This window comes from Stenotrophomonas sp. NPDC077420, assembly GCF_044543385.1.
GTDB lineage: Bacteria > Pseudomonadota > Gammaproteobacteria > Xanthomonadales > Xanthomonadaceae > Stenotrophomonas.
Genome location: NZ_JBITVZ010000011.1, coordinates 115506 through 141962, shown reverse-complemented (window position 1 = coordinate 141962; position 26457 = coordinate 115506). Strand labels below are relative to the sequence as shown.

Sequence of the window (26457 nt, the reverse complement as noted above, 5' to 3'; positions counted from 1 at the left end):
GGGCGAATTAAAAGGAGGAAGGGGGCGGCCGCAGGCCGACGCCGGGGGAAATTCGCCCACAAGGGCACGGCGGCCCCGCACTCGCCCCACCGGCAGCCGCGTCTCCTTTAAACCACGTCCGCCGCCACGAAGCCACCGGTCTGCCGCGCCCACAACCGCGCGTACAGGCCGCCGGCGGCGACCAGTTCGGCGTGGGTACCGGTTTCCACGATGCGGCCCTGGTCCATCACCACCAGCCGGTCCATGCGCGCGATGGTGGACAGGCGATGCGCGATCGCGATCACCGTCTTACCTGCCATCAGCTCGTCCAGGTTGTCCTGGATGGCCGCTTCCACTTCCGAATCCAGCGCCGAGGTCGCCTCGTCCAGCACCAGGATTGGTGCATCCTTGAGCAGCACGCGGGCGATGGCGATGCGCTGGCGCTGGCCGCCGGAGAGCTTCACCCCTCGCTCGCCGACATGCGCGTCATAGCCCTGCCGGCCCTCGCCATCGCGCAGGGTCTCGATGAAGCCTGCCGCGCGCGCCTTGGCCACCGCCGCACGCAGCTGTTCCTCGGTCGCATCCGGACGCCCGTACAGCAGGTTGTCGCGGATCGACCGGTGCAGCAGCGACGTGTCCTGCGTGACCACGCCGATCTGCCGACGCAGGCTTTCCTGGGTGACCTCGGCAATGTCCTGGCCGTCGATGCGGATATGCCCGCTTTCCAGGTCGTACAGGCGCAGCAGCACGTTCACCAGCGTCGACTTGCCCGCGCCCGAGGGCCCTACCAGGCCGATCTTCTCGCCCGGCTTCACCACCAGGTCCAGCCCCGCGATCACCCCGCCCTGCTTGCCGTAGTGGAAGTGGATGTCGTCGAACTGCACCCCGCCTTCGTGCACCACCAGCGGCACCGCATCGGCGCGGTCCTGCACGCTCAGCGGCTGCGAAATGGTGGTGATGCCGTCCTGCACCGTGCCGATGTCCTCGAAGATGCCGTTGATCGTCCACATGATCCAGCCGGACATGTTGTGGATGCGGATCACCAGGCCCGTGGCCAGCGTGATCGCGCCCACCGTGATGTTACCGTGGCTCCACAGCCACAGCGCCAGCCCGCAGGTACCGGCGATCAGGAAGCCGTTGACGATCGCGATGGTCAGGTCCATGCCGGTGGTGATCCGGGTCTGGCGACGATGCTTGACCGCCAGCTCCTCGATCGCCTCGGCCACATAGGCCTGCTCGCGCCCGCCGTGGGCGAACAGCTTCAGCGTGGGAATGTTGGTGTAGCCATCGACGATCCGGCCCATCGCCTTGGAGCGCGCCTCGGAGGCGATCCACGCCCGCTCCTTCGCGCGCGGCACGAAGTACACCATGATCACCACGTAGGCTGCCAACCACAGCACCAGCGGGATCATCAGCCGCCAGTCCGCCTGCGCGAACAGGTACAGCGCCGTGCCGGTGTAGACCACGATGTACCACAGCGAATCGACCATCTGCACCGCCGACTCGCGCAGCGACGTGCCGGTCTGCATGACCCGGTTGGCCATGCTGCCGGCGAAATCATTCTGGAAGAACGACAGGCTCTGGCGCACCACGTAGTTGTGCATCAGCCAGCGCGACCGGTTGCTCAGCCCGGGCACGATGGCCTGGTTGACCAGCAGGTTGTGCAGGCCCACCAGCACCGGCCGTGCGACGAGCGTGATGGCCGCCATCCACAGCAGCGTGTCGGCATGCCGCGCGAAGAAACCGGCATCCGGCTGCTCGCTGACCATGTCCACGATGCGGCCCAGGAAATCGAACATGGCCACTTCCACCAGCGCCAGCAGCAGCCCGGCCACCAGCGTGGCCAGCAGCACCGGCCAGACCGGGCGCAGGTAGTGGAGGTAGAACGGCAGCACGCGGCGCGGCGGCGTGCGCGCGTCGATCGGCGGAAATACGGGAATCAGCGACTCGAACCAGCGGAACATTCCATTTCCTGGAAAACAGGCAGGCCGCGATTATCCCACCGCGGCCTGCCGTTTGTTTTCACGGAGTCAACACCAGGTCCTGGAAATCGAAACTGAAGTCGGTCAGCGACGACACCGCCTGCATGCGCACCTCGCGCACCTTGCCGTCCGGATCCAGGCTGAAGTTCACGAATGCATCGGCGTTGAGCGAGCGGTCGTCCCAGCGCACGATGAACGTATCGTGCTGCCAGTGCTCCAGGGTGCCCACCAGCTGCGCCGTCCTGCCGAACCGCAGGCGCAGCGTGCCGGCACGCTGCTCGACGAACACCTCGCCATACCACGGGTCACGGTAGGTGCCGGCGTAGCCGGCCAGCGGCAGCGACGGCGTGGATTTCGGATCGCGCGCCGCCTGGTGCGCCGCCCAGCCCTCATCGGCCTTGTCCTGGGCCTTGGCCACCGCCGCGGCATACGCCGCCACCCAGTCGGTGGCCGGCGCCTTGAGATAGGCGTCCAGCACGTCCATGGTGACCGCGTTGAACGCCGCGCCCACTTCCTGGTTGGTCAGCACCACGATGCCCAGCTTCTGCTCCGGCACCAACGTCACCCGCGACACCATGCCCGGCCAACCGCCGGTGTGCCACACCAGCTTCTGCCCCCGGTAGTCGCTCAGGCTCCAGCCCTCGCCGTAGCCGGCGAAGTTCGGGCGCGCGGCAGCCAGGGCCGGCACGCTCGGTTCGGGCACCACCTGCGGGGTGATCATCTGCCACATCGCCTGCTGGCTCTTCGGGCTGAACAGCGCGGTGCCGTTTTCCAGCTTGCCCTGGGCCAGCTGCACGTTCATCCAGCGCGCCATGTCGTGCACGCTGGAATACACCCCGCCAGCACCGGCGTTGTTGGACCAGGTCAGCGGCGCCACCGTGCGCAGGTCGGTGAAGTTGAACTTGGCATGCCCGGTGGCGGCCTTGTCGCCCGGCTTCAGGTGGTCGGCATTGAAGCGGGTGCCGGCCATGCCCACCGGGGTGAAGATGTGCTGCTGCAGGAAGTCGGCGTACGACTGCCCGGAAACCTGTTCGATCACCTGCTGCGCCACCGCATACAGGATGTTGTCGTAGGCGTAGCGGTCGCGGAAGCCGGCTTTCAGCGGCACCTTGCCCAGCCGCTGCACCACCTCGGCGTTGCTGTAGGTGGTGGTCGGCCAGAACAGCAGGTCGCCCGCGCCCAGGCTGAGCCCGCTGCGGTGCGAAAGCAGGTCGCGGATGCGCATCTCGCCGGTCACGTACGGATCGGACATGCGGAACGACGGGAGGTGGTCGATCACGCGGTCGTCCATCTTCACCTTGCCCTGCTCGGCCAGCAGGTTCAGCGAGGTGGCCGTGAACGCCTTGGTATTGGAGGCGATGGCGAACAGGGTGTCGGCCTCGACCGGTGCCGGCTTGCCCAGCTCGCGCACGCCATAGCCGCGCTCGAAGACGATCTGGCCGTCCTTGACCACCGCCACCGCGATGCCGGGAATGTCGAACTGGCTGCGCACGCGTTCCACCGTGGCATCCAGCCGCTGCAGTTCGGCCGGCACGGTTGCCGACGCCAGGGGTGCGCACGCCAGCAGCACGAGGCCTCCGATCCAGGATGTGTTCAATCAGTCTCTCCGGTTGCATGTTGCAGGGGCGTCGAGGCCACCGACGGGCCGGTTACGCCAGGTTTCGCGCGATGGTAACGCGGCCGGTCGCAGGCTCGCCTGTGCCAGAAGCCGCCCACCCCGGAGCACCCGCATGACCGTCCCCACCGACCGCGGTTCCACCATCATTCCCTGCCTTCGCTACCGCGACGCGCGCGCGGCCATCGCGTGGCTGGAGCGTGCATTCGGTTTCCAGGCGCAGGCGGTCTACGCCGAAGGCGACATCGTGTACCACGCCCAACTGGTCTACGGCCGCGGCATGATCATGCTCGGCTCGGTCGACAACGGCGGCGACTGGGGCAAGCTGGTGGTGCAGCCGGATGAGATCGACGGGCGCGAAACCCAGAGTGCCTGCGTCGTCGTGACCGACCCAGATGCCCACTACGCGCGCGCCGTCGCGGCCGGGGCCGAGCTGGCGATCGATATCGCCGACCAGGACTACGGCGGCCGCGGCTATGCCTGCCGCGACCTCGAAGGGCACCTGTGGTGGTTCGGCAGCTACGACCCCTGGAAGGAGACCGACGCTTGAAGCACGCCGTTCCCGGACCGATTCATACCGGCATCGGCGGGTGGGTGTTCCCGGCCTGGCGCGGTGGCACGTTCTACCCCGCCGGCCTGCCGCAGCGCGAGGAGCTGGCGCATGCCAGCCGCCAGCTGGGCTGCATCGAGATCAACAGCACCTTCTACCGCGCGCAGAAGCCGGCGGTGTACGCGCAGTGGCGCGAGCAGACCCCGCCGGGCTTCAAATTCTCCGCCAAGGCGCCACGCACGATCACCCAGACCCACGACCTGGCGGCGGCCGGCGCACGCGCCGACACCTTCATCAACGGCATCACCGCGCTTGAGGATCGCCTGGGCCCGCTGGTGTGGCAGTTTGGCGATACCCATCCGGCGGGTGCACAGGAGTTCGATCGGTTCCTCGATGCCCTCCCCGGCAAGGCCAATGCACAGGTGCTCCGGCACGCACTGGAAGTGCGCAATCCGGCGGCTTGGACGCCGGAGCTGGTGGCCGTGGCGCGCGCGCACGGCGCGGCCCTGGTGTTCAGCGGCTCGCCCGATTACCCCAGCTTTGCCGACCCCACCGCGGATTTCATCTACGCCAGGCTGATGCAGTCGCGCGCCAACCTGCGCGCTGGCTACCCCGAGCGCACGCTGGAGCAGTGGTGCCTGCGTGCGATGCGCTGGGCGCGCGGCGAGGACAACCCCGACCTGCCGCACATCAGGGCCGACGCCCCTGCCAGTGGCCCCCGCGAGGTGTACATGCTGTTCATCGGCGCCGCCAAGCACCGCAACCCGGGCGCCGCCGTGGCGCTGCGAAAGCAGCTGGAGGGGGTAGGCGCGTAGGGCCGCGCCCTGCGTGGCAAGCAGGCGATATCACCACCGTCCAGCCATGCCGGGCGTGGCACGACGCATCGGGTTGCCCCAGAATAGCCGGATGCCGATGACCGACACCCGCAAAGCGCTGCTGCAAATCCATTTCTGCGTGCTGCTGTGGGGCGTGACCGCCATCCTCGGCAAGCTCATCAGCCTGCCCGCGCTGCCGCTGGTGTGGTGGCGCATGCTGCTGGTGGTGGCCATGCTGGCCCTGCTGCCGCGCGTCTGGCGCGGGTTGCGCCAGCTTTCCCCTGCCCTGTTTGCCGGCTACTGCGGCGTGGGCGCAGTGGTCGCCCTGCACTGGCTGACCTTCTACGGCGCGGTGAAACTGGCCAACGCCTCGGTGGCCGCCACCTGCATCGCGCTTGCCCCGGTGTTCACCGCGGTCATCGAACCCTGGGTCGCCAAGCGCCCCTTCCAGCTGCGCGAACTGGCCTTCGGGATTGCCGTGCTGCCCGGCGTGGGCATGGTGGTCGGTGGCGTGCCGGACGGCATGCGCCTGGGTGTACTGGTCGGTGCGATGTCCGCACTGCTGGTGGCCATTTTCGGTTCGCTCAACAAGCGCCTGGTCAGCCACGCCGACCCGCTCACCGTCACCGCGGTGGAGCTGGGGGCCGGCACCATCACCCTGACCCTGCTCGCGCCGCTGCTGCCGTTCCTGCTACCCGCGCTGGCCAGCCCGCTGTGGGTGCTGCCGGACCTGCACGACAGCCTGTTGCTGCTCGCCCTGGCCGGGATCTGCACCCTGCTGCCGTTTGCCCTCGCGCTGGTCGCGCTGCGCCACCTCAGCGCCTACACCGTGCAGCTGGTGACCAACCTGGAGCCGGTTTACGCGATCCTGCTGGCGATGGTGCTGCTGAGCGAACAGCGCGAACTGACCCCGCTGTTCTACGCCGGCGTGGCGATCATCGTCGGCGCGGTGTTCCTGCACCCGCTGCTCAATCGACGCAGGAAAGTGCAGCATCCGGAAATCCTGGGCACCGCCGAAGCGCGCAACATCGCCGAGTGAACCGGGACCCGCGCGTCGGGTAGAGCCGACGGGTAGAGCCGACTGTCAGTCGGCTGCCTTTCGCGCGAAAAGCAGCGGACTAACAGTCCGCTCTACCGATCCGTTTTCCGATCCGTTTTGCCGGTCCGTTTACCCGATCCGTTTTACGGGCCCGTTTCACCTATCCGTTGTGCCAATCCGTTTTCCCGATCCGTTTCCCGATCCGTTTTCCCGAACCGTTTCCCGATCCGTTTCACCGACCCGTTCTACCAATCGGTCTTACCGGCCAACGCGTCCGCCATCACCGTTCGGGCCAGTACCACGCCGGCGCGTCCAGCAGCCCCTGCCCGACCATCGTGGTGCGGCTCATCTGCTTCTCCAGCGCGATCGGGGTGCACAGCGGTGACTCGCGCAATGCCGCCACCAGCCGCGTGGCATGCGAGACCACCCACAGCTGGCTGCGCGCGGTCGCGGCGATGATCAACCGGCCCAGCGCCGGCAGCAGGTCCGGGTGCAGGCTGGTTTCAGGCTCATTGAGCACCATCAGCGGCGGCGGTCGCGGCGTATGCAGCGCCGCGATCAACAGCAGGTAACGCAGCGTGCCGTCGGACAGCTCTGCCGCCGTCAACGGCCGCAGCAGTCCCGGCTGTACGAACTTCAGGTGCAGCCGCCCCTCGCTGCCGTCGATCTGCACCTGCGCCCCCGGGAACGCGTCGTCCACTGCCGCCGCCAGCCCCTGTGCATCGCCGATCTCCACGATGGTCTGCCACGCCGCCGCCAGGTCGCCCCCGTCATGCGCCAGCACCGGCGTCCGGGTCGCCAGCGGCGACTGCCGCGCCGGCGCCCCGGCGTCGGTGCGGAAATGGTCGTAGAAGCGCCACGCCCGGATCGTCTCGCGCAGGCGCATCACCTCCGGCATCCGCTGCGGATCGGCCAGCTGCGAAAAAATGCTGTCGAAGACCGACAGGTGCTCGTCCACCACCTCCCATGAACGCCCCGCGCGACGCCGCACCAGCGGCCCGCGTCGTTCCACCAGCACCGCACTACGGCGCAGGAATGGACCGGCCCAGATGCTCTCGCATTTGATCTGCGGGTCCAGCGCGAACGCCGACGCACTGGGCACGGGGAACCCCAGGTCGATCGCATAGCCCAGGTCCTCCCCCGCAAATCCCAGCCGCAGCGCCACCGGCTCGCCGCGCGCGGTGCCCTGCACCGGCACCTCCCCCTGCAGCATCCCCCGGCTGGTCTGGCCCGGCCCCGCCCACAGCGCCGAACCCAGCCCGCCCTCACGCGCCAGCGCCGCCGCTACCCCGCCGCGTGCCGTGTCGGCCAGCAACCGCAAGGCGCGGTACAGGCTGGACTTGCCACTGCCGTTGTCGCCGGTCACCAGGTTCAGGCGTCCCATCGGCACCACCAGCGCGTGCAGCGAGCGGTAACCGGAAATGGCGAGGGTCTGGAGCATGGGCAGGGTCCACGGGAAGTCGGGGAACAGCATGCCAGGCAGGGGTCGCAGGTGATGCGAATGGCCGGGAGCAGCCGGGCAGCGCCCGGCGCTAGAGGGCAACCTCGACGCGATTGCGGCCATTGCCCTTGGCCCGGTACAAGGCCGCGTCAGCGCGCGCCACCGTCTGCTCGACGGTGTCGCCCGCGCGGTGCGCCGCCACCCCGATGCTCACCGTGACCGGGAAGCCCAGTGGCAGGTCCGACACCGCCATGCGCAGGAAATCGCACTGCACTTCCGCCGTGCGCAGTTCCGTGTCGGGCATCAGCACCACGAACTCCTCGCCACCGTAACGCGCCGCCATGCCGCGCCCGGAGAACTGCGCGCGCAGCAGCACGCCCAGCTCGGCCAACACCCGGTCGCCGGTGGCGTGGCCGTTGAAATCGTTGATCTGCTTGAAGTGGTCGATATCCACCAGCGCCACCGCCGTCTGCCGCGGCTGGCCATCCGCGTCCAGCAGCGACGCCTCCAGCGCCACCGACATCGCGCGGCGGTTCGGCAGGCCGGTCAGCACGTCGGTACGGCTCTGTTCGGCCAGGTCGGCGTTCTGGGCCAGCAGCACGTCGTGGTACTCGCCCAGCAGCCGCTCATAATCGTCCCGCTCCAGCATGTGGTTCTGGATATCCAGCGCGAAGCGGCGCAGTTCCATCACCAGCATCACCTGCCGCGACAGCGCTTCCAGTGCCTCGGTCTGCACCGGATCGAGCTGCTGGGGCTGCGGGTCGAACACGCACAGCGTGCCCAGCGGCAGGCCGTCGGTGCTGATCAAGGGCGCGCCGGCGTAGAAGCGCACATGCGGTGCGCCGGTGACGATCGGGTTGTCGTGGAAGCGCGCGTCGGCACGCGCGTCTTCGATCACCATCACCTGTTCGGGTTGCAGGATCGCGTGGCCGCACATCGACTCGGACCGCGGCAGCTCGGCCGCGTCAGCGCCCTGGATGGACTTGAACCATTGCCGTTCGGCGTCGATCAGGGTTACGGCGGCCATCGAGGTGCCACACACCGCCTTGGCGATGGTGACCAGGTCTTCGAAGGATTTTTCCTTCTCCGAATCCAGGATCCGGTAACGGTACAGCGCCTGCAGGCGCACAGCCTCGTTGACAGGCTTCTCGGGCTTGATCATGCAACGGGTCGCATCCGGGAGCTGCCCGCAGTCTAGCCGGTCGGCGCGGGCCGCGGGTTAGCGGCCCGTGCAGGTCACCAGTCCAGCTGCTTGGGCAGCAGGCCTTTCAGCTCGGCGTCGGTGAGGTTGCGCCATTGGCCCGGCTTGAGCGCGCCCAGCTTGATGTTGTCGATGCGTACCCGGCGCAGCTGGGTGACCCGGTAGTCGAACGCCGCGGCCATCAGCCGGATCTGCCGGTTGAGGCCCTGCTGCAGCGTGATCCGGAACCCGAACTTGGCGATGCGCGCGGTCCGGCACGGCAGGGTGGTTTCGTTGTGGATGCGGACGCCACGGGCCATGCCGCGCAGGAATTCGTCGGTGACCGGCTTGTTCACCGCCACCATGTATTCCTTCTGGTGGTGGTTCTCGGCCCGCAGGATCTGGTTGACGATGTCGCCGTTGCTGGTCATCAGGATCAGCCCTTCCGAATCCTTGTCCAGGCGGCCGACCGGGAAGATGCGCTGCTCATGGCCGACGAAGTCGACGATGTTGCCCTTGACCGCGCTTTCGGTGGTACAGGTGATCCCGACCGGCTTGTTCAACGCGATGTAGACGTGGCGGCGGCCGCCGGGCTTCTTCGCTTCGCGGGCGCGCAGCGGCTGGCCGTCGACCAGCACCACGTCGCCCTCGCCTACCGCCGCACCGGTGCCGGCCACCTGGCCGTTGACGGTGACGCGGCGTTCGCCAAGCAGGCGGTCGGCTTCACGCCGGGAACAGAAGCCGGTGTCGGCGATGAATTTGTTGAGTCGGGTTGTCATTGCGCCATTATCCGGCAAAACCCGCGCCGCGACCGGCTCAGGCGATCAACGGATCATCCGGCGGCAGCCGCTGTTCACCGTCGCAGACCTGGTCGCGGCCGGCACGCTTGGCCCGGTACATGGCATGGTCGGCCCGGCGCAGCAGCCCGGCCAGGTCGTCGCGGCCCGGCCGCAGCACGGCCAGCCCGATGCTCACCGTCACGTCCAGGCCGGAAATGCCCAGCGGTGCAGCAACAGCGGCCATCTGCCGGCGCACGTTTTCCAGCCGCGCCAGCGCCGCGCCGTGCGAGGCACCCGGCAGCAGCACCAGGAATTCCTCACCGCCCATCCGGATCACGTCGTCCTGCATCCGCACCGCGCCGCGCAGGCCGCGCGCCACCGCGACCAGCACCTGATCGCCGACCTCATGGCCAAAGCGGTCGTTGATGTCCTTGAACAGATCGATGTCGAGGAAGCCGATCGCCAGTGCCTGCTGTTCGGCGGTGGCCCGCGCCAGGTGCCGGGTCAGCAGGTGCAGGCCGTGGCGCCGGTTGGGCAGCCCGGTCAGCGCATCGGTGTCGGCCAGCTGGCGCATTTCGTCGCGCTGTTGGCGCAGCCGGCCCAGGCGCAGGTTGAGCGCGTAGGCCGCCATCATCAGCAGCCAGGTCGCCGCCAGCTGCAGCGCCTCGATCCGGTAGGAGACCAGCCATTGCTCCTGCAGCGCATCGGCAATGATCAGGATCCACCACGGCGCCAGCGCGATCAGTCCCGCCAGCGCGTACCCGTCGCCCTTCAGCAGCGCCCACACGCCAACGCCCAGGCAGACCACGCAGCCCAGCACGAACGCCAGCTCCAGGCCGGCGGCCATCCAGGTCAGGCCGGTCACGCCCATCATCGGCACGCACGCCCCGACCAGCACCAGTCCCCACAGCACCCCGCGCTGCCCGGTGCGCGAGCCCGGCCACAGGCGCGCGCCGCCGTTGAGCCGCCACAGGATCGGCAGCAGCAGGGCCAGGGCGACGGTGGTGAGCGTGATCAGCCACCAAGGGGCTCGGCCGTACACCGGCAGCCAGGGTTCGGGGTAGCCACTGAGCCCGCCCAGTACGGCCTGCCACAGCACGAACACGGCACAGATCGCCACGTAATAGAGGAAGGTGCGGTCGCGGGTCGTGGCAAAGCCCATCAACGCGGACAACGCCAGCGCGATCGCCACCGCGATGCAGGCCGCGCGCACCAGCAGGCGCGCGGTATCGTTCTGCTGGACCGGACTGGGTGCGCCCAGCCGGACCGTGGGAATCCAGCGCGACTTCAGCGGCGACGCCCACGACACCACGATCGGCTCGCGTTCGCCGGCCGGCGGTACCACCACCATGCCCACCCCGGCGCGGAAGCGCGAATCGCGGGTGCGCGCGTCGTGCATGTTGCCGCAGATCTGGCGGTCGCCATGGCTGATGCGGACCTCGCCGGTGAGCACGCCGAACACGTCCACCGCCTGCGGCGCACCCGACCAGCCGCCGGCGGGCGCCGGGATCGACAGCACGCGCTGGTGCTGGGCCAGCACGTCCGGCGCGCAGGGCCGTTGCGGGGTCTGCTCGGCGGTGGCGGCGCCCAGCAACAGCACATCGCGACCGACCTCGGCGGTGCCGGCCAATGCCGCCGCCGACAGCAGCAGGCACAGCAGCCCCAGCAGCCCGCCGATGCCCGCTCGAATCACCCCCGACCTGCCGTCGCTACGCCTCACCCCACCACCCTGTTGCCCTGCATCGCCACGCACGCTGCGCCGCGTCCCCGGCCGTATTATCGCAAGAAGCCCGGGCGCGCGCGTGACCGCTCAGGAGGGGCGCCCCGACGCGGTCGACGCTTCGCGCCACAGCGAGGGCTGGGTCAGCTTTTCCAGCGGCATCGGCCGTTCGATGGCGTACCCCTGCAGGCCCTCCACCCCCAGCGCCTGCAGCTGGCGCGCCACCTCGTCGGACTCGACCCATTCGGCGACCACGCTCATGTGCAGTTCGCGGCCAATCTCGGTGATCGCGCGCACGGTGGCGCGGCTGACCGGGTCGATGTCCATGTCGCGCACGAACACGCCGTCGATCTTCAGCATGTCCGCCGGCAGCTGGCGCAGGTAGCCGAACGAGGACAATCCCGAACCGAAGTCGTCCAGCGCCACCCGGCAGCCCCGCGCCTTGACCGCTTCGACGAAACTGCGGGCCTGGTCGAGGTTGCTGATCGCCGCGGTTTCGGTGATTTCGAAGCACAGCTTGCGCGCCAGCCCGCGGTTGCGCTCCAGCAGGTCGCAGACGAAGGCCAGGAAGCTCGGCTCGGCGATCGACTGCGCCGACACGTTGACGTTGCACAGGCCCAGCCGCTGCACATGCGCCGGGCACAGCTGCAGGTGGCGGAACAGCAGGCCCAGCACGTGCCGGTCCAGCGCCATGCCCATGCCGTAGCGTTCCACCGCCGGCATGAAGTCGCCCGGCCCCTGCAGCTGGCCGTCGGCACCCCGCATCCGCACCAGCACTTCGTAATGCAGGAATCCGGGGTCGCCGACCTGCTCGATGCGCTGCGCGTACAGCAGCATGCGGTTCTCGGCGATGGCGCTGGACACGTGGGCCAGCCGTTCGGCCTCGAGCAGGCGTTCTTCCAGCGCCATGCGGTTCTCGTTGAAGCAGTGCACGCGGTTGCGCCCGGCCTGCTTGGCCGCATAGCAGGCACTGTCGGCGGCACTCATCAGCCAGTTGACGTCGACCACCTCGGCGTCGATCTCGACCACGCCGATGCTGCAGCTGACCTTGGGCGTGCCATCGTCGCGCTGGAAGCCGGCCTGGCCCAGGTTCCGCGCGATGCGCTGCAGCACCTGCTTGGCCTCCTCCTGGCGTGCCCCCTGCAGGAACAACGCGAATTCGTCACCGCCCATGCGCCCGACCCAGTCGCCCTCGCGCACCGCGCCTTCCAGGTAGTCGGCAAATCCACGCAGCAGCTGGTCGCCGGCCGCATGGCCGAGGCCGTCGTTGACCAGCTTGAAATAGTCCAGGTCCAGGTAGCACAGGCTGTGCGTGCCGCCCTGGCTGCGCACGTCGAACAGGGCCAGCTCCAGCCGCCGTTCGATTTCGCGGCGGTTGATCAGGCCGGTCAGCGGATCGTGGCTGGCGTGATGTTCCACCTCGCGGGCCAGGGCGTGGTTCTGCGAGACATCCTCGATGATCCCGAACACGGTGGGTTCGCGGCCCGGGCTGCGTACCAGGGTGCCGCTCCAGCGACCCCACACCAGCCCGCCGTCGGCGCGCAGGAACCGCAGCTCCCCCGGGCGCAGCTGGCGTGGCCAATCGATGTCGCCGGCCTCGTCCAGGATCAGCTCGCCGTCCACCAGCAGTTCCGGCAGCTCCATGCTCAGCAGTGCATCGCGGCGGTAGCCCAGGATATCGGCCACCGCCTGGTTGGCTTCGACGATGCCACCGGCATGGTCCAGTTTCAGCATGCCGACCGTGGCCTGGTAGAAAGCGGCGCGGAAGCGGCTTTCCTGCTCGATGAGGTCATGCCGCACCCGGCGCGCCAGCACGACCGCTACCAGCGTGATCAACAGCACCGACAGGCCGGCCACCACCAGGGTGGCGATACGCACGATGGACGCCGTGTTGAGCAGGGCCAGCGAGAAGGCGCGCGCCTGGGCCTGCAGGCTGCGGTCCTGCGCCTGCAGCTGCACCAGCAGGGCATCGCGCAGCGCCGGCTCCGGACTGCCATCGGCCTTGTTCGCTTCGGCGGTCCGCGCAATCTCCTGCAGCTGGGCCAGGCCGTGATCGGTCTGCCGCCACAGGTGCATTGCGTCGCGGAAGTAACCCAGCTGGCCCAGGTAGCGGAACGACAGGATCAGGCGGTTGATGTCAGCCGGCGCGTTGCCGCCCTGCAGGAAGCCCCGACGGGCGCGGGCCAGGTCGGCCGGGATCTGCTCCAGCGCGCGGCGCGCATCCAGGTCGCCCAGCGGCACCTGCAGCGCTTCGCGCGCCTCGGCCAGCGCGGCCGGATTGCCGGAGGTGATGTAACGCTCCAGTGCGAACGAAGCGTGCTGCTGGCTGCGCGACCAGTGGCTCTGCCCGACGATCCAAGCGGTGGAGGCCGCCTGCAGCTCCTGGACGAGCGCCGACAGGCCCACCAGGCCGATGGCCATGCCGGTGAGCAGGACGAAACGCAGGGTCAAGCCCCGCGTGACGTGCGGTACGGGGTTCAGCATCAGATCCCTCCAACGCCAGGTGGCTACGGCATAGCCCTCTCCAGGCTCAGGCCAGGACGAAGGATGTTGAAGCGGTGCGAAGCCGCAGCGCGGGCCGCCTTGGTCCGCTGAAACGACAACGCCAGCCCGAAGGCTGGCGTTGTGGGGTGAGCGCGTGGACGCTCAGCCGTTGCGCGGACCGCGCGGCTTGAAGCCATCGCGGCGCGGCGGACGGTCGTTGCCGCCGGGGCCGCCACGGTGGCCGCCCGGGCCGCCGCGGTGCGCGCCGGGGCCACCGGGCTTGCCGCCGAATTTCGGCTTGAAGGCCGGGCGCGGGGACGGGGTCAGGTCTTCACCCGGCTCGACCTTGCGCATCTGGAGCTGCTGGCCCGACACCCAGACCTTCTTCAGGTGGCTCAGCAGGTCGGCCGGCATTTCGGCCGGCAGGTCCAGCACCGAGAAGTCGTCATGGATGTCGATACGGCCGATGAAGCGGCTTTCCAGCCCGGCTTCGTTGGCGATGGCACCCACGATGTTGCCCGGCTTGACGCCGTGCACGTGACCGACTTCGATGCGGAAGGTTTCCATGCCCTGTTCGGCCGGACCGCGCGGGGCGATGTCGCGGCGCGGGGCGCGTTCGAAACCGCCGTCGCTGCTGCCGAAATCACGCTCCGGGCGCGGGCCGCGGTCGTCTTCGCGGCGCGGGCCACGTTCGAAGCGCGGTTCGAAACGGGCCGGGCGCTCGCCGCGGTCGTTGCGGTCGTTGCTGCGCGGGGCACGCTCTTCACGCGCGCCGCGCACCGGCGGGGTCAGCAGGAACGGCGCATCGCCCTGCAGCAGCTTGGCCAGCGCGGCGGCGATGTCGATCGCCGGCACGTTCTTCTCGCCTTCCAGCTTCTGCAGCAGGTCGCGGTAGAACTCGGTGCCGCCGGCGTCCAGCGCATCGCTGACACGGCCCATGAACTTGCTGATACGGGTGTCGTTGACCGCATCCACCGACGGCAGCTGCATTTCTTCGATCGGCTGGCGGGTGGCGCGTTCGATCGCACGCAGCATGCCCTTTTCGCGCGGGGTGGCGAACAGGATCGCGTCGCCGGTGCGGCCAGCACGACCGGTACGGCCGATGCGGTGCACGTAGCTTTCGGTGTCGTACGGAATGTCGTAGTTCAGCACGTGGCTGATGCGTTCCACGTCCAGGCCGCGCGCGGCCACGTCGGTGGCCACCAGGATGTCCAGCTTGCCTTCCTTGAGCATGCCGATGGTGCGTTCGCGCTGCGCCTGCTGCATGTCGCCGTTGATCGCGGCAGCCGCCAGGCCGCGCGCCTGCAGCTTTTCGGCCAGCTCCTCGGTAGCGGCCTTGGTCCGCGCGAAGATGATCATCGCGTCGAACGGCTCTACTTCCAGGATCCGGGTCAGCGCGTCCAGCTTGTGCATGCCGCTCACCCACCAGTAGCGCTGGCGGATGTTGGCCGAGGTGGTGGTCTTGGCCGCAATGGTCACTTCGGCCGGATTCTTCAGGTAGGTCTGCGCGATGCGACGGATCTGCGGCGGCATGGTGGCCGAGAACAGCGCCACCTGGCGGGTTTCCGGCAGCTTCTTGAGCACCGCTTCAACGTCGTCGATGAAGCCCATGCGCAGCATTTCGTCGGCTTCGTCGAGAACCAGCGTCTTCAGCTCGGACAGGTCCAGGGTGCCACGATCCAGGTGGTCGATCACGCGGCCGGGGGTACCCACCACCACGTGCACGCCACGGCGCAGGGCCGACAGCTGCTGGCCGTAGGGCTGGCCGCCGTACACCGGCAGCACGCGGAAGTTGGGGATCTTCGACGAATAGGTCTGGAAAGCTTCGGCGACCTGGATGGCCAGTTCGCGGGTCGGCGCCAGCACCAGCACCTGCGGCTTGGCCTGGTTGAAGTCGATGTTGGACAGCACCGGCAGCGCGAACGCGGCGGTCTTGCCGGTACCGGTCTGGGCCTGGCCGAGCACGTCGCGGCCTTCCAGCATGGCCGGGATGGTGGCGGCCTGGATCGGCGACGGGGTTTCATAGCCGACAGCGGCCACGGCCTGCATCACAGCGTCGGACAGGCCGAGGTCTGCAAACAGCAGCGGCGCGGAAGAATCTTGGGACATGGGGAACTCCGAAGCACTACCCTATGCGTGGCAGTGCGATGAAAAAAGGGGATGGTCCGCGCTTTGGGCGCCCTTTCTTATCGCGTGCCCTGGCGCTGCTCGGTCGGAGGAGAATTCACTCGCTCAGGGCGCGATGATACCGCATGGATCCTGAACACCGCGTACAGAATCGCGCGTGGATGCCGTTCTGGCGCAGGCTGGCGCACAATACGCGCCCATTCCGGCCCGGTCCCCGTCCGCGCCCCTTCAAGGATACCCGCTCCATGCAGACCCTCGAATTCGAACTCGACCGCGACTACGTCGAGCTCAAGCAGCTGCTCAAGCTGGCCGACCTGGTCACCAGCGGCGGCGAGGCCAAGACCGTGATCGGCGATGGCCAGGTGCGGGTCGACGGCGAGGTGGAGCTGCGCAAGGCCTGCAAGATCCGCGCGGGCCAGCAGGTCCAGTTCGGCGACACCGTGATCCACGTCATCGCCGATTCCGACGCGCCCTGAGCCCGCGTGACGACCAACGGTCGTCACCTACCGGGGTGGCGGTCAACGGTTCTCCCGCGTGACGACCAACGGTCGTCACCTACCGGGGTGGCGGTCAACGGTTGCCCCGCGTGACGACCAACGGTCGTCACCTACCGGGGTGGGGCGCTTCACATGGCGGTTCCACGCCGGTAGGTCACGACCGTTGGTCGTGACGCTCCTCACCGCTGGGTGAGATGCGCGGCGATCAGCTGCCGGAACGGCGCAACCCCTTGGGCCACGTGCAATCCGGCCCGGCGCAGCAGGCGCGCCGGCAGGCGGTCGTCCGTGTACAGCGTGGCGATCGCGTTGGTGGCCTCGTAGAGCGGCCGGGATGCCAGCCGGTGACCCCGCTCGTAACGCGCCAGTCCCGTCGGGGCGCCAATGTCGGTGCCCCGCTCCGCCGCCTCCCGCACTTCGGCGGCCAGCCGCTGCTGGCTCTGCAGCCCCAGGTTGAAGCCGTGGGCCGTGACCGGGTGCATGCCAACGGCCGCATCGCCGATCAGCGCACAGCGCTCGCCAACGAAAGCCACTGCATACACCCCCACCAGCGGGTAGGCGACGGCACGCGCCACCGGCGTCATCGCGCCCGGCCGGTGCTCGAAGCAGTCGCTGATGTACTGCCCGAAGCGGACCGGGTCCTGCGCGAGCAGGGCGTCGACCTGGCGCGGCGGCAGGGTGATGACCGCCGAGGCCTGGTCGCCATTGAGCGGCAGCAGGGCCATGGTGCGGCCATACCCGAACCATTCCCAGGCGGTGTGCTGGTGCGGCACCTCGACCTGCATGCGGCACACCAGCATCGACCTGCCGAAGTCGCGCATCCGGGCGCCGATGCCCAGCAGGCGTCGGGTCGAGGAGAACCGGCTGTCGGCCGCCACCACCAGGCGCGCGTGCAGGCGACGGCCATCGGTCAGGGTGACCGCGCTGTGCCGCGGGCCGGGCACGATGGCGCGCACGCTGCACGAGGCCAGGATCTCCAGCCCCGCCTGACCCTTCACGCCGTCCCACGCCGCGCGCCGGATCAGGTGGTTCGGCACCAGCCAGCCCAGGTCGCCACCCTTGGCCTGCGCGGCAGCAAACGTCAGCGCGAACGGCGAGCGACCGTCCATCACCCTGGCATCGCGCAGGGGCGAGATTTCATCCTGATCCAGCCGCTGCCACAGCCCCAGCTGTTCCAGGATCTGTCGGGACGCATGGGTGAGCGCGATTTCGCGCCCGTCAAAGGCCGGGTCGGCCAATGCCGCCCGCGGCTGCTGTTCGATCATGGTCACGCGCAGCCCGGTGTCGGCCAGCGCGCGGGCGAAACACAACCCGGCCGGACCGGCGCCGACCACCACCACGTCCACTGCCGTGGCCTCGCCCGATACGGCGCCTGCGTTGATTCCGTGCGTGTCCGGCATGATGCTTACCCGAGGTTGATCCCGGCCTGAGCGTAGCGCCGGTCCCGGCGGCCGACCTTGATCTGGATCAGCCGCGACGGCAACCGGTCACGCCAGCCCGTGCAGCAGACGCCACAGCAGCAGCACGATGCCCACCAGCGACACCAGCCAGACCAGGCTGCGCACGTAGGGAATGCCGGCGGCATACAACGGCACGTAGACCACCCGCGCCCAGAAATACAGCTGCACCGCCAGCGCCGTGGTGGCGTCCTGGCGCTGGGTCAACACGACCGCCAACACCACGGCGGCGAAGAACGGAAACGTTTCAAGGAAATTGGCCTGCGCACGCTGCAGGCGTGCGGCCAGTGGGCCCGGTGGCGGCGGCGTGCCATCGCGGGCCGAGGCGTTCCATGCGGTGCCGCGCTCGCGGGTGATCGCGCCAGCGGCCAGCATGACCTGCACCAGGCCCAGCACGATGGACCAGCCCAGCATCTTGATTTCGATACCCATGGAATGTTCCTTGTGGTGTCAGGGCGCGGCGGCGCGGACGCTGTAACCGGCCAGGCGCCAGACCCTGTCTTCATCCAGGCGGAACGAGACCAGTTCGCGCACCGGCTGCGCGCTGTTGGCGAAACGGGTGGGGAAGCTGACGTTGATATACAGGCCTTCGGGCACGGTGGCGCCGGCCGCGTACTTGACGCGGGTCACCTGCGGCGTGCCGCGCGACTGCAGCGCGCCGAGCCGCTTGCGGTCGGCGTCGAGCTGGGCCACGAAGGCCTGTTCGGTCACCGATCGGCGGGCGATCGCGGACGCACCTTTCCAGGCCTCGGCGGCACGCTGGGTGTCGACCAGCTCGGCGACCTTGCGGCCGGCGGCCGCCATTTCCTGGTCCTGCTTCTGCACCTGGGCCTGCTGCTGCGGGGTCAGCGCCGGCCGTGCCGGTGCTGCGGGCGCGGTCGGCGCGGGGCGCGCCGGCGCCGGTGCCGGGGTGGCCGGCGGCGGGGTCTGGGCCAGGGCAACGGCAGGAAGCAACAGCGACAGCAGCAGCGGAACGCGCATCGGAACACCGTCAGCGTCAGGGGACGATGCGCCAGTGTACGGGAACCCCGTGAGTGGCCCGTCAGTTGCGCTCGGCCGCTTCCGGCGGCGGCTGGTCGGCGTCGCTGGCGGTCCGCTCGGCAACCGCCTCGCGCGGGCGGTCGCTCGGCGGCAGCAGGATGGATACATCGATTTCCGACAACGGACTTTCATCCGGGCAGGTCGCGTCCGGGAATCCGTAACGCTGCTTGAGGGTCTGCCCGCAACGGGTGATCGCCTCCAGCTCACTGCCCTCGCGCTTGCACTCCTGGTCGAACGCAACCAGGAACGCGTCCTTGCGGCGCACGAACGCGTCCCCGCATTTGCGCATCTGCTTGATCCGCTCCAGGTCGTCCTGCACTGCATTGGTGCCGTCCAGCCCGAACTGGCGCAGTTCGTCGCTGCTGAGCAGGCGCAGGCTGCGGTTGGGAACGGTCATCATCAGGTCGGCCACGCCGACCGCCACGCCATTGCGCTGCAGGTAATCCTTGACGTTGTCGTAGACCTCGTGAAGCTCGCGGTTGAGCTCGGCGCGCGAGGTGGCCTTCGAACTGATCCGCATCATGCGATGGATGCCTACCTTCCCCGACACCAGCCGGTTGTCGCCGGCCGCCAACACGAACACGCAGGCGCTGTGGCACACAGAGCCTTCGCGCACCCAGATGGTCCAGTTCGATTCGCCGATGCGGTCGCCGGCCACGATTGCCGCTTCCACCTGGCCGCCGCTGGAATCCAGGTCGAGGATACGCCGCGAGACGTGCTGGGCGTCGGCGACCAGGGCCACCCGTGCCACCAGTTCGGCGAAGCCGGGATTGATCTTGCCTACATAGCGCACCCGCAGCAGGCCGCGCTCCACGCACGGCCCGATTGCCGCTTCCAGCTGGCCGCGGTTGAGTCCTTCCACCGGCACGCCGTCGCCGGCCGCGTCGGCATACTCGGTATCGCAGCTGATCCAGGCCTTGCCGTTGACCAGCGCCACTTCGGGCCAGCCCTGCTCGCCCCGGCGCGGCGGCGGCGGGGGGGGCGGCGGCGCATCGGCAGCGTTGATCGACACCATGTGGTCGCCGTCGGCAGTCTGCGCCCGCACCGCCTTGTCGGCGGCGGTGACGTTGCCGGGGTTCTCCAGCTGGCTGCAGGCGGCCAGCCCCAGGCACAACAGCAACAACCCGCACGACTTGAGCAGCATGGACACCCGGCTTCCAGACAAAGGGCGTGCCGAAAACGGCACATGAAGGCACAGTCTAGTGCGCCCGGCCGGCATCGCGGGAACCTGCCCTGAACCGCGCCGACGACCAGACGCATAGCTGTCCGAAAATGGCGAGCCTGCCCTCGGCCAGGCGCATAGACTGGGCGCCATGGACACCGCCCTGCCCCTGGACTACACCGCCTGCGAAAGCGCCCGCCTGGCTCGGGATGCGCGCTTCGACGGCGTGTTCTTCACCGCCGTGCGCAGCACCGGCATCTACTGCCGGCCGGTGTGCCCGGCGCCGGCGCCGAAGCCGTCCAACGTGGACTACTACCCCACCGCGGCGGCGGCCGCGGCCGCCGGCTTCCGCCCCTGCCTGCGCTGCCGTCCCGAGCTGGCGCCGGACGCGCAGGACGCGCTCAGCAACGAGACCCTGCAGCGCGCCCTGGCGTTGATCAACGAGGGCTACCTGCAGGATGCCGCAGTCGGCGAACTGGCCGCGCGGCTGGGGCTCAGCGCACGCCAGCTGCAGCGCCTGTTCGTGGCCCGGCTGGGCGCGGCGCCGGCGCAGATCCACGCCACCCGACGCCTGCTGCTGGCCAAGCAGCTGCTGACCGAAACCGCGCTGCCGGTGACCGACGTGGCCATGGCGGCCGGCTACAACAGCCTGCGCCGTTTCAACGCGGCGTTCCTGGACGGCTGCGGCATGCCGCCCACCGCGATCCGCCGCCAGCGTGGCGTGCTCGCCGAGGGCGCGCTGACCCTGCGCCTGGGGTACCGGCCGCCGCTGGACTTCCCGGCCATGCTGGCGTTCCTGCGCCGTCGTTGCATTCCGGGCATCGAGCAGATCGACGCCGACAGCTACCAGCGCGTGATCGGGCCGGCCGAACGCCCCTCGCTGATCCGGGTCAGCGCCGATCCGAAGCGGCCGGAGCTGCTGCTGCAGCTGGGCCAGGTCGATCCGCGTGCGATTCCCGGGATCGTGCGCAAGGTGCGACGCATCTTCGATCTCGACGCCGACCTGCGCATCGTGCACGCCACGCTCGCGCAGGACCCGGTGCTGGCACGCGGCATCGCCGCGCGTCCGGGACTGCGCGTGCCCGGCGGCTGGGACGGTTTCGAGGTGGCGGTGCGCGCGGTGCTGGGCCAGCAGGTCAGCGTGGCGGCAGCGATCACCCTGGCGCGACGCGTGGTCGACCGCTTCGGCACGTCGCTGGCGGGCATGCCCGAGGGCCTGGACCGGCAGTTCCCGAGCCCGGCACAGCTGGCCGATGCGCCGCTGGAAGGAATTGGATTGCCGCGCACGCGCGCATCCACGGTGCGTGCGGTGGCCACGGCGGTGGCCGACGGCCGGCTGGATTTCGGCGCCGGCCAGCGCCTGGACACCTTCATTGAACGCTGCGTGGCCCTGCCCGGCATCGGGCCGTGGACCGCGCACTACATCGCGCTGCGCGCACTTGCGCTGCCCGATGCCTTCCCCGCCGGCGACCTGGTGCTGCAGCAGGTACTGGGCGGCGACACGCGGCTGAGCGAACGCGCCACCGAGGCCCGTTCGCAGGCCTGGCGGCCCTGGCGTGCCTACGCCGTGCTGCACCTGTGGCACCTGGCCACGTCCGTTCCGGAGTAACCGCATGAACCTGCTCTACCACACCTTCGACAGCCCCATCGGCGCACTGACCGTGGCCGGCGACAGCCAGGGCATCCACCACATCCTGTTCGAGAACAACCGCTACGACGCCAAGGGCCGTGCGCAGTGGCAGCGCGACCCGCATGCGCTGCGCGAAGCCCGTACCCAGCTGCTGCAGTACCTGCGCGGTGAGCGCACCACCTTCGACCTGCTGCTGGCCCCGCGCGGTACCGACTTCCAGCTGCGGGTCTGGCAGGCGCTGGCCGACATTCCGTTCGGCCAGACCTGGAGCTACGTGCAACTGGCGCGCCATGTCGGCCAGCCCACCGCCAGCCGTGCGGTAGGCGCGGCCAACGGCCGCAATCCGCTGCCGATCGTGCTGCCCTGCCACCGGGTGATCGGCAGCAGCGGTGCGCTGACCGGGTTCGGTGGCGGCCTGGAAACCAAGGCGGCGCTGCTGGCACTGGAGGCACGCACGCAGCCGTTGTTCGCCTGACCCTGCCATGGGTTGTCTTCGCTGCGTCACTGCGGCGAACTATCATGGCGGGATGATTTCCGTACGCCTTTCGCTGGCGCTTGCCGCCGCCCTCGCGTTGACCAGCTGTGCCAGCGCCCCGTCCACTCCGCCCGCCGTGGCGGCCGCACCGTCCGCCCCCGCTGCGGCGCCCGCGCCGAAACTGCTGCTGGTGTCGATCGATGGCCTGCGCGCGGACATGCTTGACCGCGGCATCACCCCGAACCTTCAGCGCATCGCGCAGGAGGGTGTGCGTGCGCAGTGGATGACGCCGTCGTATCCGTCGCTGACCTTCCCCAACCACTACACGATCGTGACCGGGCTGCGCCCGAACCACCACGGCATCATCCACAACAGCATGCAGGAAGAGCGCCTGGGCCGTTTCCAGGTCAACCTGCCCGACGCCGTGACGGACGCGCGCTGGTGGGGCGGCGAGCCGATCTGGGTGGGTGCGGAGAAGGCCGGGGTGCGCAGCGCGACGTGGTCGTGGCCGGGCAGCGAGGCCGCCATCCAGGGTGTACGCCCCAGCCAGTGGCGGGTGTACGACCCGAGCGTGCCGCTGTCGGCGCGGGTGGAGCAGGTGCTGGACTGGGTGGCGCAGACCGACGCCCAGGCGCCGCGCCTGGTCACGCTGTACATGGAGCAGGTGGACAAGGCCGGCCACCACGACGGCCCGGATTCGCCGGCGTATGCGGCGGCGATCGTGGCGGTGGACACGGCGATCGGGCAGCTGCTGGACGGGTTGGCCGCGCGCGGACTACAGGACGCCACCAATGTGATCGTGGTGTCCGATCACGGCATGGCCACCGTGCCCGACGGCCAGACCATCGCGGTGGAAGACATGATCGACCCGACCATCGCCAGCAACGTCTCGCAGGGGCAGTCCATCGGGTTCGCACCGCTGCCGGGCAAGCGGCGCGAGGCGGAAAAGATCCTGCTCGGCGCGCATGCGAACTACGACTGCTGGACCCGGCAGACGCTGCCGGCGCGCTGGGCGTACGGCTCCAACCCGCGCATTCCACCGATCATCTGCCAGATGCACGAAGGCTGGAACGCGCTGTACCGCGCCCGTCTGGACACGCGCGAGCCCGGCGACCGCGGTTCGCACGGGTACGACAACGCGCTGCCTTCGATGCGCGCGGTATTTGTCGCGCGCGGCCCGTCCTTCAAGCAGGGCGCCACGCTGCCGGGTTTCGACAACGTAGACCTCTATCCTCTGATGACCCGTCTCCTCGGCATTCCTGCCGCGCCCAACGACGGCAACCCGGACACGCTGCTTCACGCGTTGAGGTGAAGCAGCCACGCAGGGCGTGGCGCTACGGGAGGCTGCGCAAAAAAAACGCGGCGCAAGCGCCGCGTTTTTTCGTCGGACCGGGCTGAGCGATCAGCTGGCCTTGGCGACGGCCTTCTTGGCCACTGCCTTCTTCGCCGGGGCCTTGGCCACGGTCTTCTTGGCGACCGGCGCAGCTGCGCCCACGGCCACCTTGCTCACCGCGTGCGAACGCGAATTGCCGTAGCTGGCGTTGTAGCGCTTGCCCTTGGCGGTCTTGCGGTCACCCTTACCCATGTCGTCAACTCCTTAGTCTGAAATCTGATTACCCCGTGCTGGCACGGGTTCGGCGGGCCCGTCCTTGCAGACGCCCCCGCGCACGATCGGAAAGCCTACCACAGCGCCTCAGTGCGCACAGCTCGCGTCGTGGACGTGTCCGTGGTTCAGCCGCAGGTTGACCAGGTGCGCAACGCCCACCAGTACACCGCCCAGGGTCATCACCACCGCATGCGGCACCGGCGCATGGTGCAGCGGCCCGTACAGCAGCCCCGCCCACAGCGCGGTCAGGCCCGGGATCAGGAAGCCCAGCGCACGCAGCGCCCCGTGGCGCCGGTAGCCCCAGACCAGGCTGAACAGACCCAGCAGGGTCACGAAGCTGACCAGCGCCAGCTCCACGCCGTCGCCCAGCCACACCGACAGTCCCAGCGACGGCGCCGCCGCCAGCAGTATCGGCAACACCGCGCAGTGCACCGCGCACAGCAACGAACCGGTGGCACCGAAGCGATCGAGCAGCTGTCGTAAACGGGGGAACAGGGGCATGACTTCCAGCAGGGTCGGCGAAACGATATGGAATAATATAACATCAATCCCGACGCGCACTCCCTTCCGCTTCCACGCCTCCGGCTACACCCTCCCTCCCAAGGGATTGGCGCGCCCCACCATTGATACATTGTAACAATACGACCCACGGATCCCCTGCCCATGCGCTCTTCCCGCACCCTCCGGCCGCACGCCCTGTCCCTGGCGCTCGCCGCCGCCCTGCTCCCTTCGCTGGCCCTCGCTGCCGACCAGGACACCCCGCATGACCGCCACCTGACCGAGCTCTCCGAGGTCAAGGTCACCGCCACCCCGCTGCAGGGCGACGCCGAGTCGCTGGCGCGCCCGGTCGACGTGCTGGCCGGCGAACGCCTGGACGAACAGAAGGCCGGCACCCTCGGCGATACCGTGGCCAAGCTTCCCGGCGTGCAGAGCACCTTCTTCGGCCCCGGCGTGGGCCGCCCGATCATCCGCGGCCAGGAAGGACCGCGCGTGGCCGTACTGTCCAACGGCATGGGCAACATGGACGCCTCCACGGTCAGCGCAGACCATGCCACCAGCATCGAACCGTTCCTGGCCGACCAGATCGAAGTGCTCAAGGGCCCGGCCACCCTGCTGTTCGGCAGCGGCGCCATCGGCGGCGCGGTGAATGTCGTGGATGGCCGCATCGCCCGCGACCTGCCCGACCGACCGCTCAGCGGCCGCGCCGAACTGCGTGGCAATTCGGTCAATGACGAACGCAGCGGCATGTTCCGCCTGGACGGCGTCAACGGTAACTGGGTGCTGCACGTGGATGGCCTGGTGCGCAATGGCGACGACTACCGCATTCCCGGCTACGCGGTGATCGATGGCCTGGAAGACCACAGCGGCCACGAGCATGAAGAAGGCGACACCGACGAACCGCGTCGCGGCACGCTGGACAACAGCTCGATCCGCACCCGGGCCGGTGGCGTCGGGGCGACCTGGCTCGGCGAAGGCGGCTACTTCGGCGCCTCGGCCAGCACCTACCGCACCAACTACGGCATCCCCAACGGCGCGCACGTGCATGCCGACGATGACCATGACCACGACCACGACCATGGCGACGAGGAAGAGGAAGGCGACGAGCACGACGTGCGCATCGACATGGTGCAGAACCGCTTCGAAGCCAAGGGCGGCATCTACAACCCGGTCTCGTTCCTGAAGAACATCAACCTGCGCACCGCCTACACCGACTACGAACACGTGGAACTGGAGGCCGGCACCCCGTCCACCCGCTTCACCAACCGTGGCATCGAAGGCCGCCTGGAGGCGGTGCAGCAGCAGATCGGCGGCTGGGACGGCGCGTTCGGCCTGCAGTTCGGCAACAGCGATTTCGGCGCCAAGGGCGAAGAAGCCTTCGTGCCCGACACCAACACCCGCAACCTGGGCCTGTTCGTGCTGCAGGAGAAGCAGTTCGGCCCGTTCAAGCTGGAACTGGGCGGTCGCCACGACCAGGTCAAGCTCGACCCGACCGGCGACTACCGCGCGCGTACCTTCGATGCCACCAACCTGTCCGCGGCCGGCATCTGGAAGCTCAACGACGCCGTCGATCTGCGCTTTGGCGTGGACGGCTCCGAGCGCGCCCCCACCAATGAAGAGCTGTACGCGGCCGGCGCGCACATCGCCACCCGCTCGCTGGAGATCGGCGATGCCAACCTGAAAACCGAACGCGGCCAGCGCGTGGAACTGGGCATCCACACCCACGGCGACCGCCTCGACTTTTCCGCGTCCATCTACCAGACGAAGTTCAAGGACTTCATCTACCTGGCCGACACCGGCGTGGTGGAAAGCCTGCCGGTGCGCCTGTGGACCCAGCAGGACGCCACCTTCAAGGGCGCCGAGGCCGAGGCGCTGGTGCACCTGTTCGAAGGCACCAGCGGCGACTGGGACCTGCGCGTGTTCGGCGACTACGTGAAGGCCGAACTGGACGGCAGCGGCAGCCGCAGTGTCGACATCGCCGTGCCGCACGGCGACCACAACCACAACTACACCGTGGACCTGGCCAACACCGGTTACCTGCCACGCATTTCCCCGGCACGCGTGGGCGCCGACCTGCGCTGGTCGCGCGATGGCTGGCGGGCCTCGGTGGGCGCGGTGCGTTACAGCAGCCAGAAGGACACCGCACAGAACGAAGACCCCAGCGCCGGCTACACCCTGGTCGACGCGCACTTCGCCTACCGCTGGGACCGCAGCGACAGCAACAGCTACGAGGTGTTCCTGGACGGCAACAACCTGACCAACCGCGAGGCGCGTGCGCACACCTCGCTGCTGCGCGACTACTCGCCGCTGCCGGGCCGTGGCGTCGCGTTCGGCATCCGCGCCTATTTCTGATCCCCACTGGGTTCAAGGATGCATCTTCGGG

At 69.1% G+C, this 26457-nt stretch carries 22 protein-coding genes; 8 read left to right on the top strand and 14 right to left on the bottom strand.

Features of this window, described 5'->3' with window-relative positions; all coding sequences use genetic code 11:
* Positions 1 to 107: 107 nt before the first annotated feature.
* Together smrA and ACIGII_RS12560 are read right to left on the bottom strand one after the other, a co-directional pair.
* A complete protein-coding gene (gene smrA, locus ACIGII_RS12565; RefSeq protein WP_399638544.1) occupies positions 108 to 1943 on the bottom strand; it encodes a multidrug efflux ABC transporter SmrA in 1836 nt (611 codons plus the stop codon).
* Between the two features lie 58 nt (positions 1944 to 2001).
* On the bottom strand, positions 2002 to 3558 hold the full coding sequence (locus tag ACIGII_RS12560; RefSeq protein WP_399638543.1) for a serine hydrolase: 1557 nt from the start codon (positions 3556 to 3558) through the stop codon (positions 2002 to 2004).
* A gap of 133 nt (positions 3559 to 3691) precedes the next feature.
* Between ACIGII_RS12560 and ACIGII_RS12555 the strand changes: the two genes are divergently transcribed.
* The 3 genes from ACIGII_RS12555 (at position 3692) to ACIGII_RS12545 (ending at position 5980) form a co-directional block, all read left to right on the top strand.
* On the top strand, positions 3692 to 4126 hold the full coding sequence (locus ACIGII_RS12555) for a VOC family protein (protein ID WP_399638541.1): 435 nt from the start codon (positions 3692 to 3694) through the stop codon (positions 4124 to 4126).
* Positions 4123 to 4941, top strand: a complete 819-nt coding sequence (locus ACIGII_RS12550; protein ID WP_399638539.1) for a DUF72 domain-containing protein — start codon at positions 4123 to 4125, stop codon at positions 4939 to 4941. Before ACIGII_RS12555 ends, ACIGII_RS12550 begins: the two co-directional genes overlap by 4 nt.
* Positions 4942 to 5032: 91 nt before the next feature.
* On the top strand, positions 5033 to 5980 hold the full coding sequence (locus tag ACIGII_RS12545) for a DMT family transporter (RefSeq protein ID WP_399638538.1): 948 nt from the start codon (positions 5033 to 5035) through the stop codon (positions 5978 to 5980).
* 280 nt (positions 5981 to 6260) lie between these two features.
* Here the strand turns inward: ACIGII_RS12545 and ACIGII_RS12540 are convergent, their stop codons facing one another.
* The 6 genes from ACIGII_RS12540 to ACIGII_RS12515 all read right to left on the bottom strand — a co-directional run bounded on the left by ACIGII_RS12540 (position 6261) and on the right by ACIGII_RS12515 (position 15693).
* Positions 6261 to 7421, bottom strand: a complete 1161-nt coding sequence (locus tag ACIGII_RS12540; protein WP_399638536.1) for an AAA family ATPase — start codon at positions 7419 to 7421, stop codon at positions 6261 to 6263.
* Positions 7422 to 7512: 91 nt separating this feature from the next.
* Positions 7513 to 8583 (bottom strand): GGDEF domain-containing protein, encoded by a 1071-nt coding sequence (locus ACIGII_RS12535; RefSeq protein ID WP_399638534.1) that lies wholly within the window; start codon positions 8581 to 8583, stop codon positions 7513 to 7515.
* Between the two features lie 74 nt (positions 8584 to 8657).
* Positions 8658 to 9380, bottom strand: coding sequence for a pseudouridine synthase (locus ACIGII_RS12530; protein WP_399638532.1), 723 nt, complete (start codon positions 9378 to 9380; stop codon positions 8658 to 8660).
* A gap of 37 nt (positions 9381 to 9417) precedes the next feature.
* Positions 9418 to 11073 carry a diguanylate cyclase gene (locus tag ACIGII_RS12525; RefSeq protein WP_399638530.1) on the bottom strand — a complete coding sequence of 552 codons (1656 nt, stop codon included), beginning with the start codon at positions 11071 to 11073 and terminating at the stop codon, positions 9418 to 9420.
* Between the two features lie 117 nt (positions 11074 to 11190).
* On the bottom strand, positions 11191 to 13584 hold the full coding sequence (locus ACIGII_RS12520) for a putative bifunctional diguanylate cyclase/phosphodiesterase (protein WP_399638528.1): 2394 nt from the start codon (positions 13582 to 13584) through the stop codon (positions 11191 to 11193).
* 162 nt (positions 13585 to 13746) lie between these two features.
* Positions 13747 to 15693, bottom strand: coding sequence for a DEAD/DEAH box helicase (locus ACIGII_RS12515; protein ID WP_399638526.1), 1947 nt, complete (start codon positions 15691 to 15693; stop codon positions 13747 to 13749).
* Positions 15694 to 15956: 263 nt separating this feature from the next.
* Between ACIGII_RS12515 and ACIGII_RS12510 the strand changes: the two genes are divergently transcribed.
* Entirely contained in the window at positions 15957 to 16187 is a 231-nt protein-coding gene (locus ACIGII_RS12510) for an RNA-binding S4 domain-containing protein (protein ID WP_399638525.1), read from the top strand.
* Positions 16188 to 16387: 200 nt separating this feature from the next.
* Here ACIGII_RS12510 and ubiM read toward each other — a convergent pair whose 3' ends face one another.
* From ubiM to ACIGII_RS12490, 4 genes are all read right to left on the bottom strand, one after another.
* Entirely contained in the window at positions 16388 to 17605 is a 1218-nt protein-coding gene (gene ubiM / locus ACIGII_RS12505) for a 5-demethoxyubiquinol-8 5-hydroxylase UbiM (protein WP_399638523.1), read from the bottom strand.
* A gap of 87 nt (positions 17606 to 17692) precedes the next feature.
* The gene (locus ACIGII_RS12500; protein WP_399638522.1) at positions 17693 to 18094 is read right to left on the bottom strand and encodes an MAPEG family protein; all 402 of its coding nucleotides are present in this window, start codon (positions 18092 to 18094) and stop codon (positions 17693 to 17695) included.
* Positions 18095 to 18112: 18 nt separating this feature from the next.
* A complete protein-coding gene (locus ACIGII_RS12495) occupies positions 18113 to 18643 on the bottom strand; it encodes a DUF4019 domain-containing protein (RefSeq protein WP_399638520.1) in 531 nt (176 codons plus the stop codon).
* Positions 18644 to 18704: 61 nt separating this feature from the next.
* Positions 18705 to 19847: a hypothetical protein gene (locus ACIGII_RS12490; RefSeq protein WP_399638552.1), complete on the bottom strand. Its 1143-nt coding sequence runs from the start codon at positions 19845 to 19847 to the stop codon at positions 18705 to 18707.
* Positions 19848 to 20016: 169 nt separating this feature from the next.
* On the opposite strand from ACIGII_RS12490, the gene ACIGII_RS12485 reads away from it, so the two are divergent.
* The 3 genes from ACIGII_RS12485 to ACIGII_RS12475 are packed head-to-tail and all read left to right on the top strand — an operon-like array spanning position 20017 to position 23282.
* Positions 20017 to 21474, top strand: coding sequence for an AlkA N-terminal domain-containing protein (locus ACIGII_RS12485; protein WP_399638519.1), 1458 nt, complete (start codon positions 20017 to 20019; stop codon positions 21472 to 21474).
* A 4-nt stretch (positions 21475 to 21478) separates the two neighbouring features.
* Complete coding sequence (locus ACIGII_RS12480; RefSeq protein WP_399638517.1) at positions 21479 to 21970, top strand: methylated-DNA--[protein]-cysteine S-methyltransferase; 492 nt, start codon at positions 21479 to 21481, stop codon at positions 21968 to 21970.
* Positions 21971 to 22022: 52 nt separating this feature from the next.
* Complete coding sequence (locus ACIGII_RS12475) at positions 22023 to 23282, top strand: ectonucleotide pyrophosphatase/phosphodiesterase (RefSeq protein ID WP_399638515.1); 1260 nt, start codon at positions 22023 to 22025, stop codon at positions 23280 to 23282.
* A gap of 90 nt (positions 23283 to 23372) precedes the next feature.
* On the opposite strand, the gene ACIGII_RS12470 is transcribed toward ACIGII_RS12475, so the two are convergent.
* Positions 23373 to 23555, bottom strand: a complete 183-nt coding sequence (locus ACIGII_RS12470) for a 30S ribosomal protein THX (RefSeq protein WP_145478188.1) — start codon at positions 23553 to 23555, stop codon at positions 23373 to 23375.
* Positions 23556 to 23663: 108 nt separating this feature from the next.
* Positions 23664 to 24077, bottom strand: a complete 414-nt coding sequence (locus ACIGII_RS12465; RefSeq protein ID WP_399638513.1) for a MerC domain-containing protein — start codon at positions 24075 to 24077, stop codon at positions 23664 to 23666.
* Positions 24078 to 24239: 162 nt separating this feature from the next.
* Between ACIGII_RS12465 and ACIGII_RS12460 the strand changes: the two genes are divergently transcribed.
* Positions 24240 to 26426, top strand: coding sequence for a TonB-dependent receptor (locus ACIGII_RS12460; RefSeq protein WP_399638511.1), 2187 nt, complete (start codon positions 24240 to 24242; stop codon positions 26424 to 26426).
* Positions 26427 to 26457: the final 31 nt, after the last annotated feature.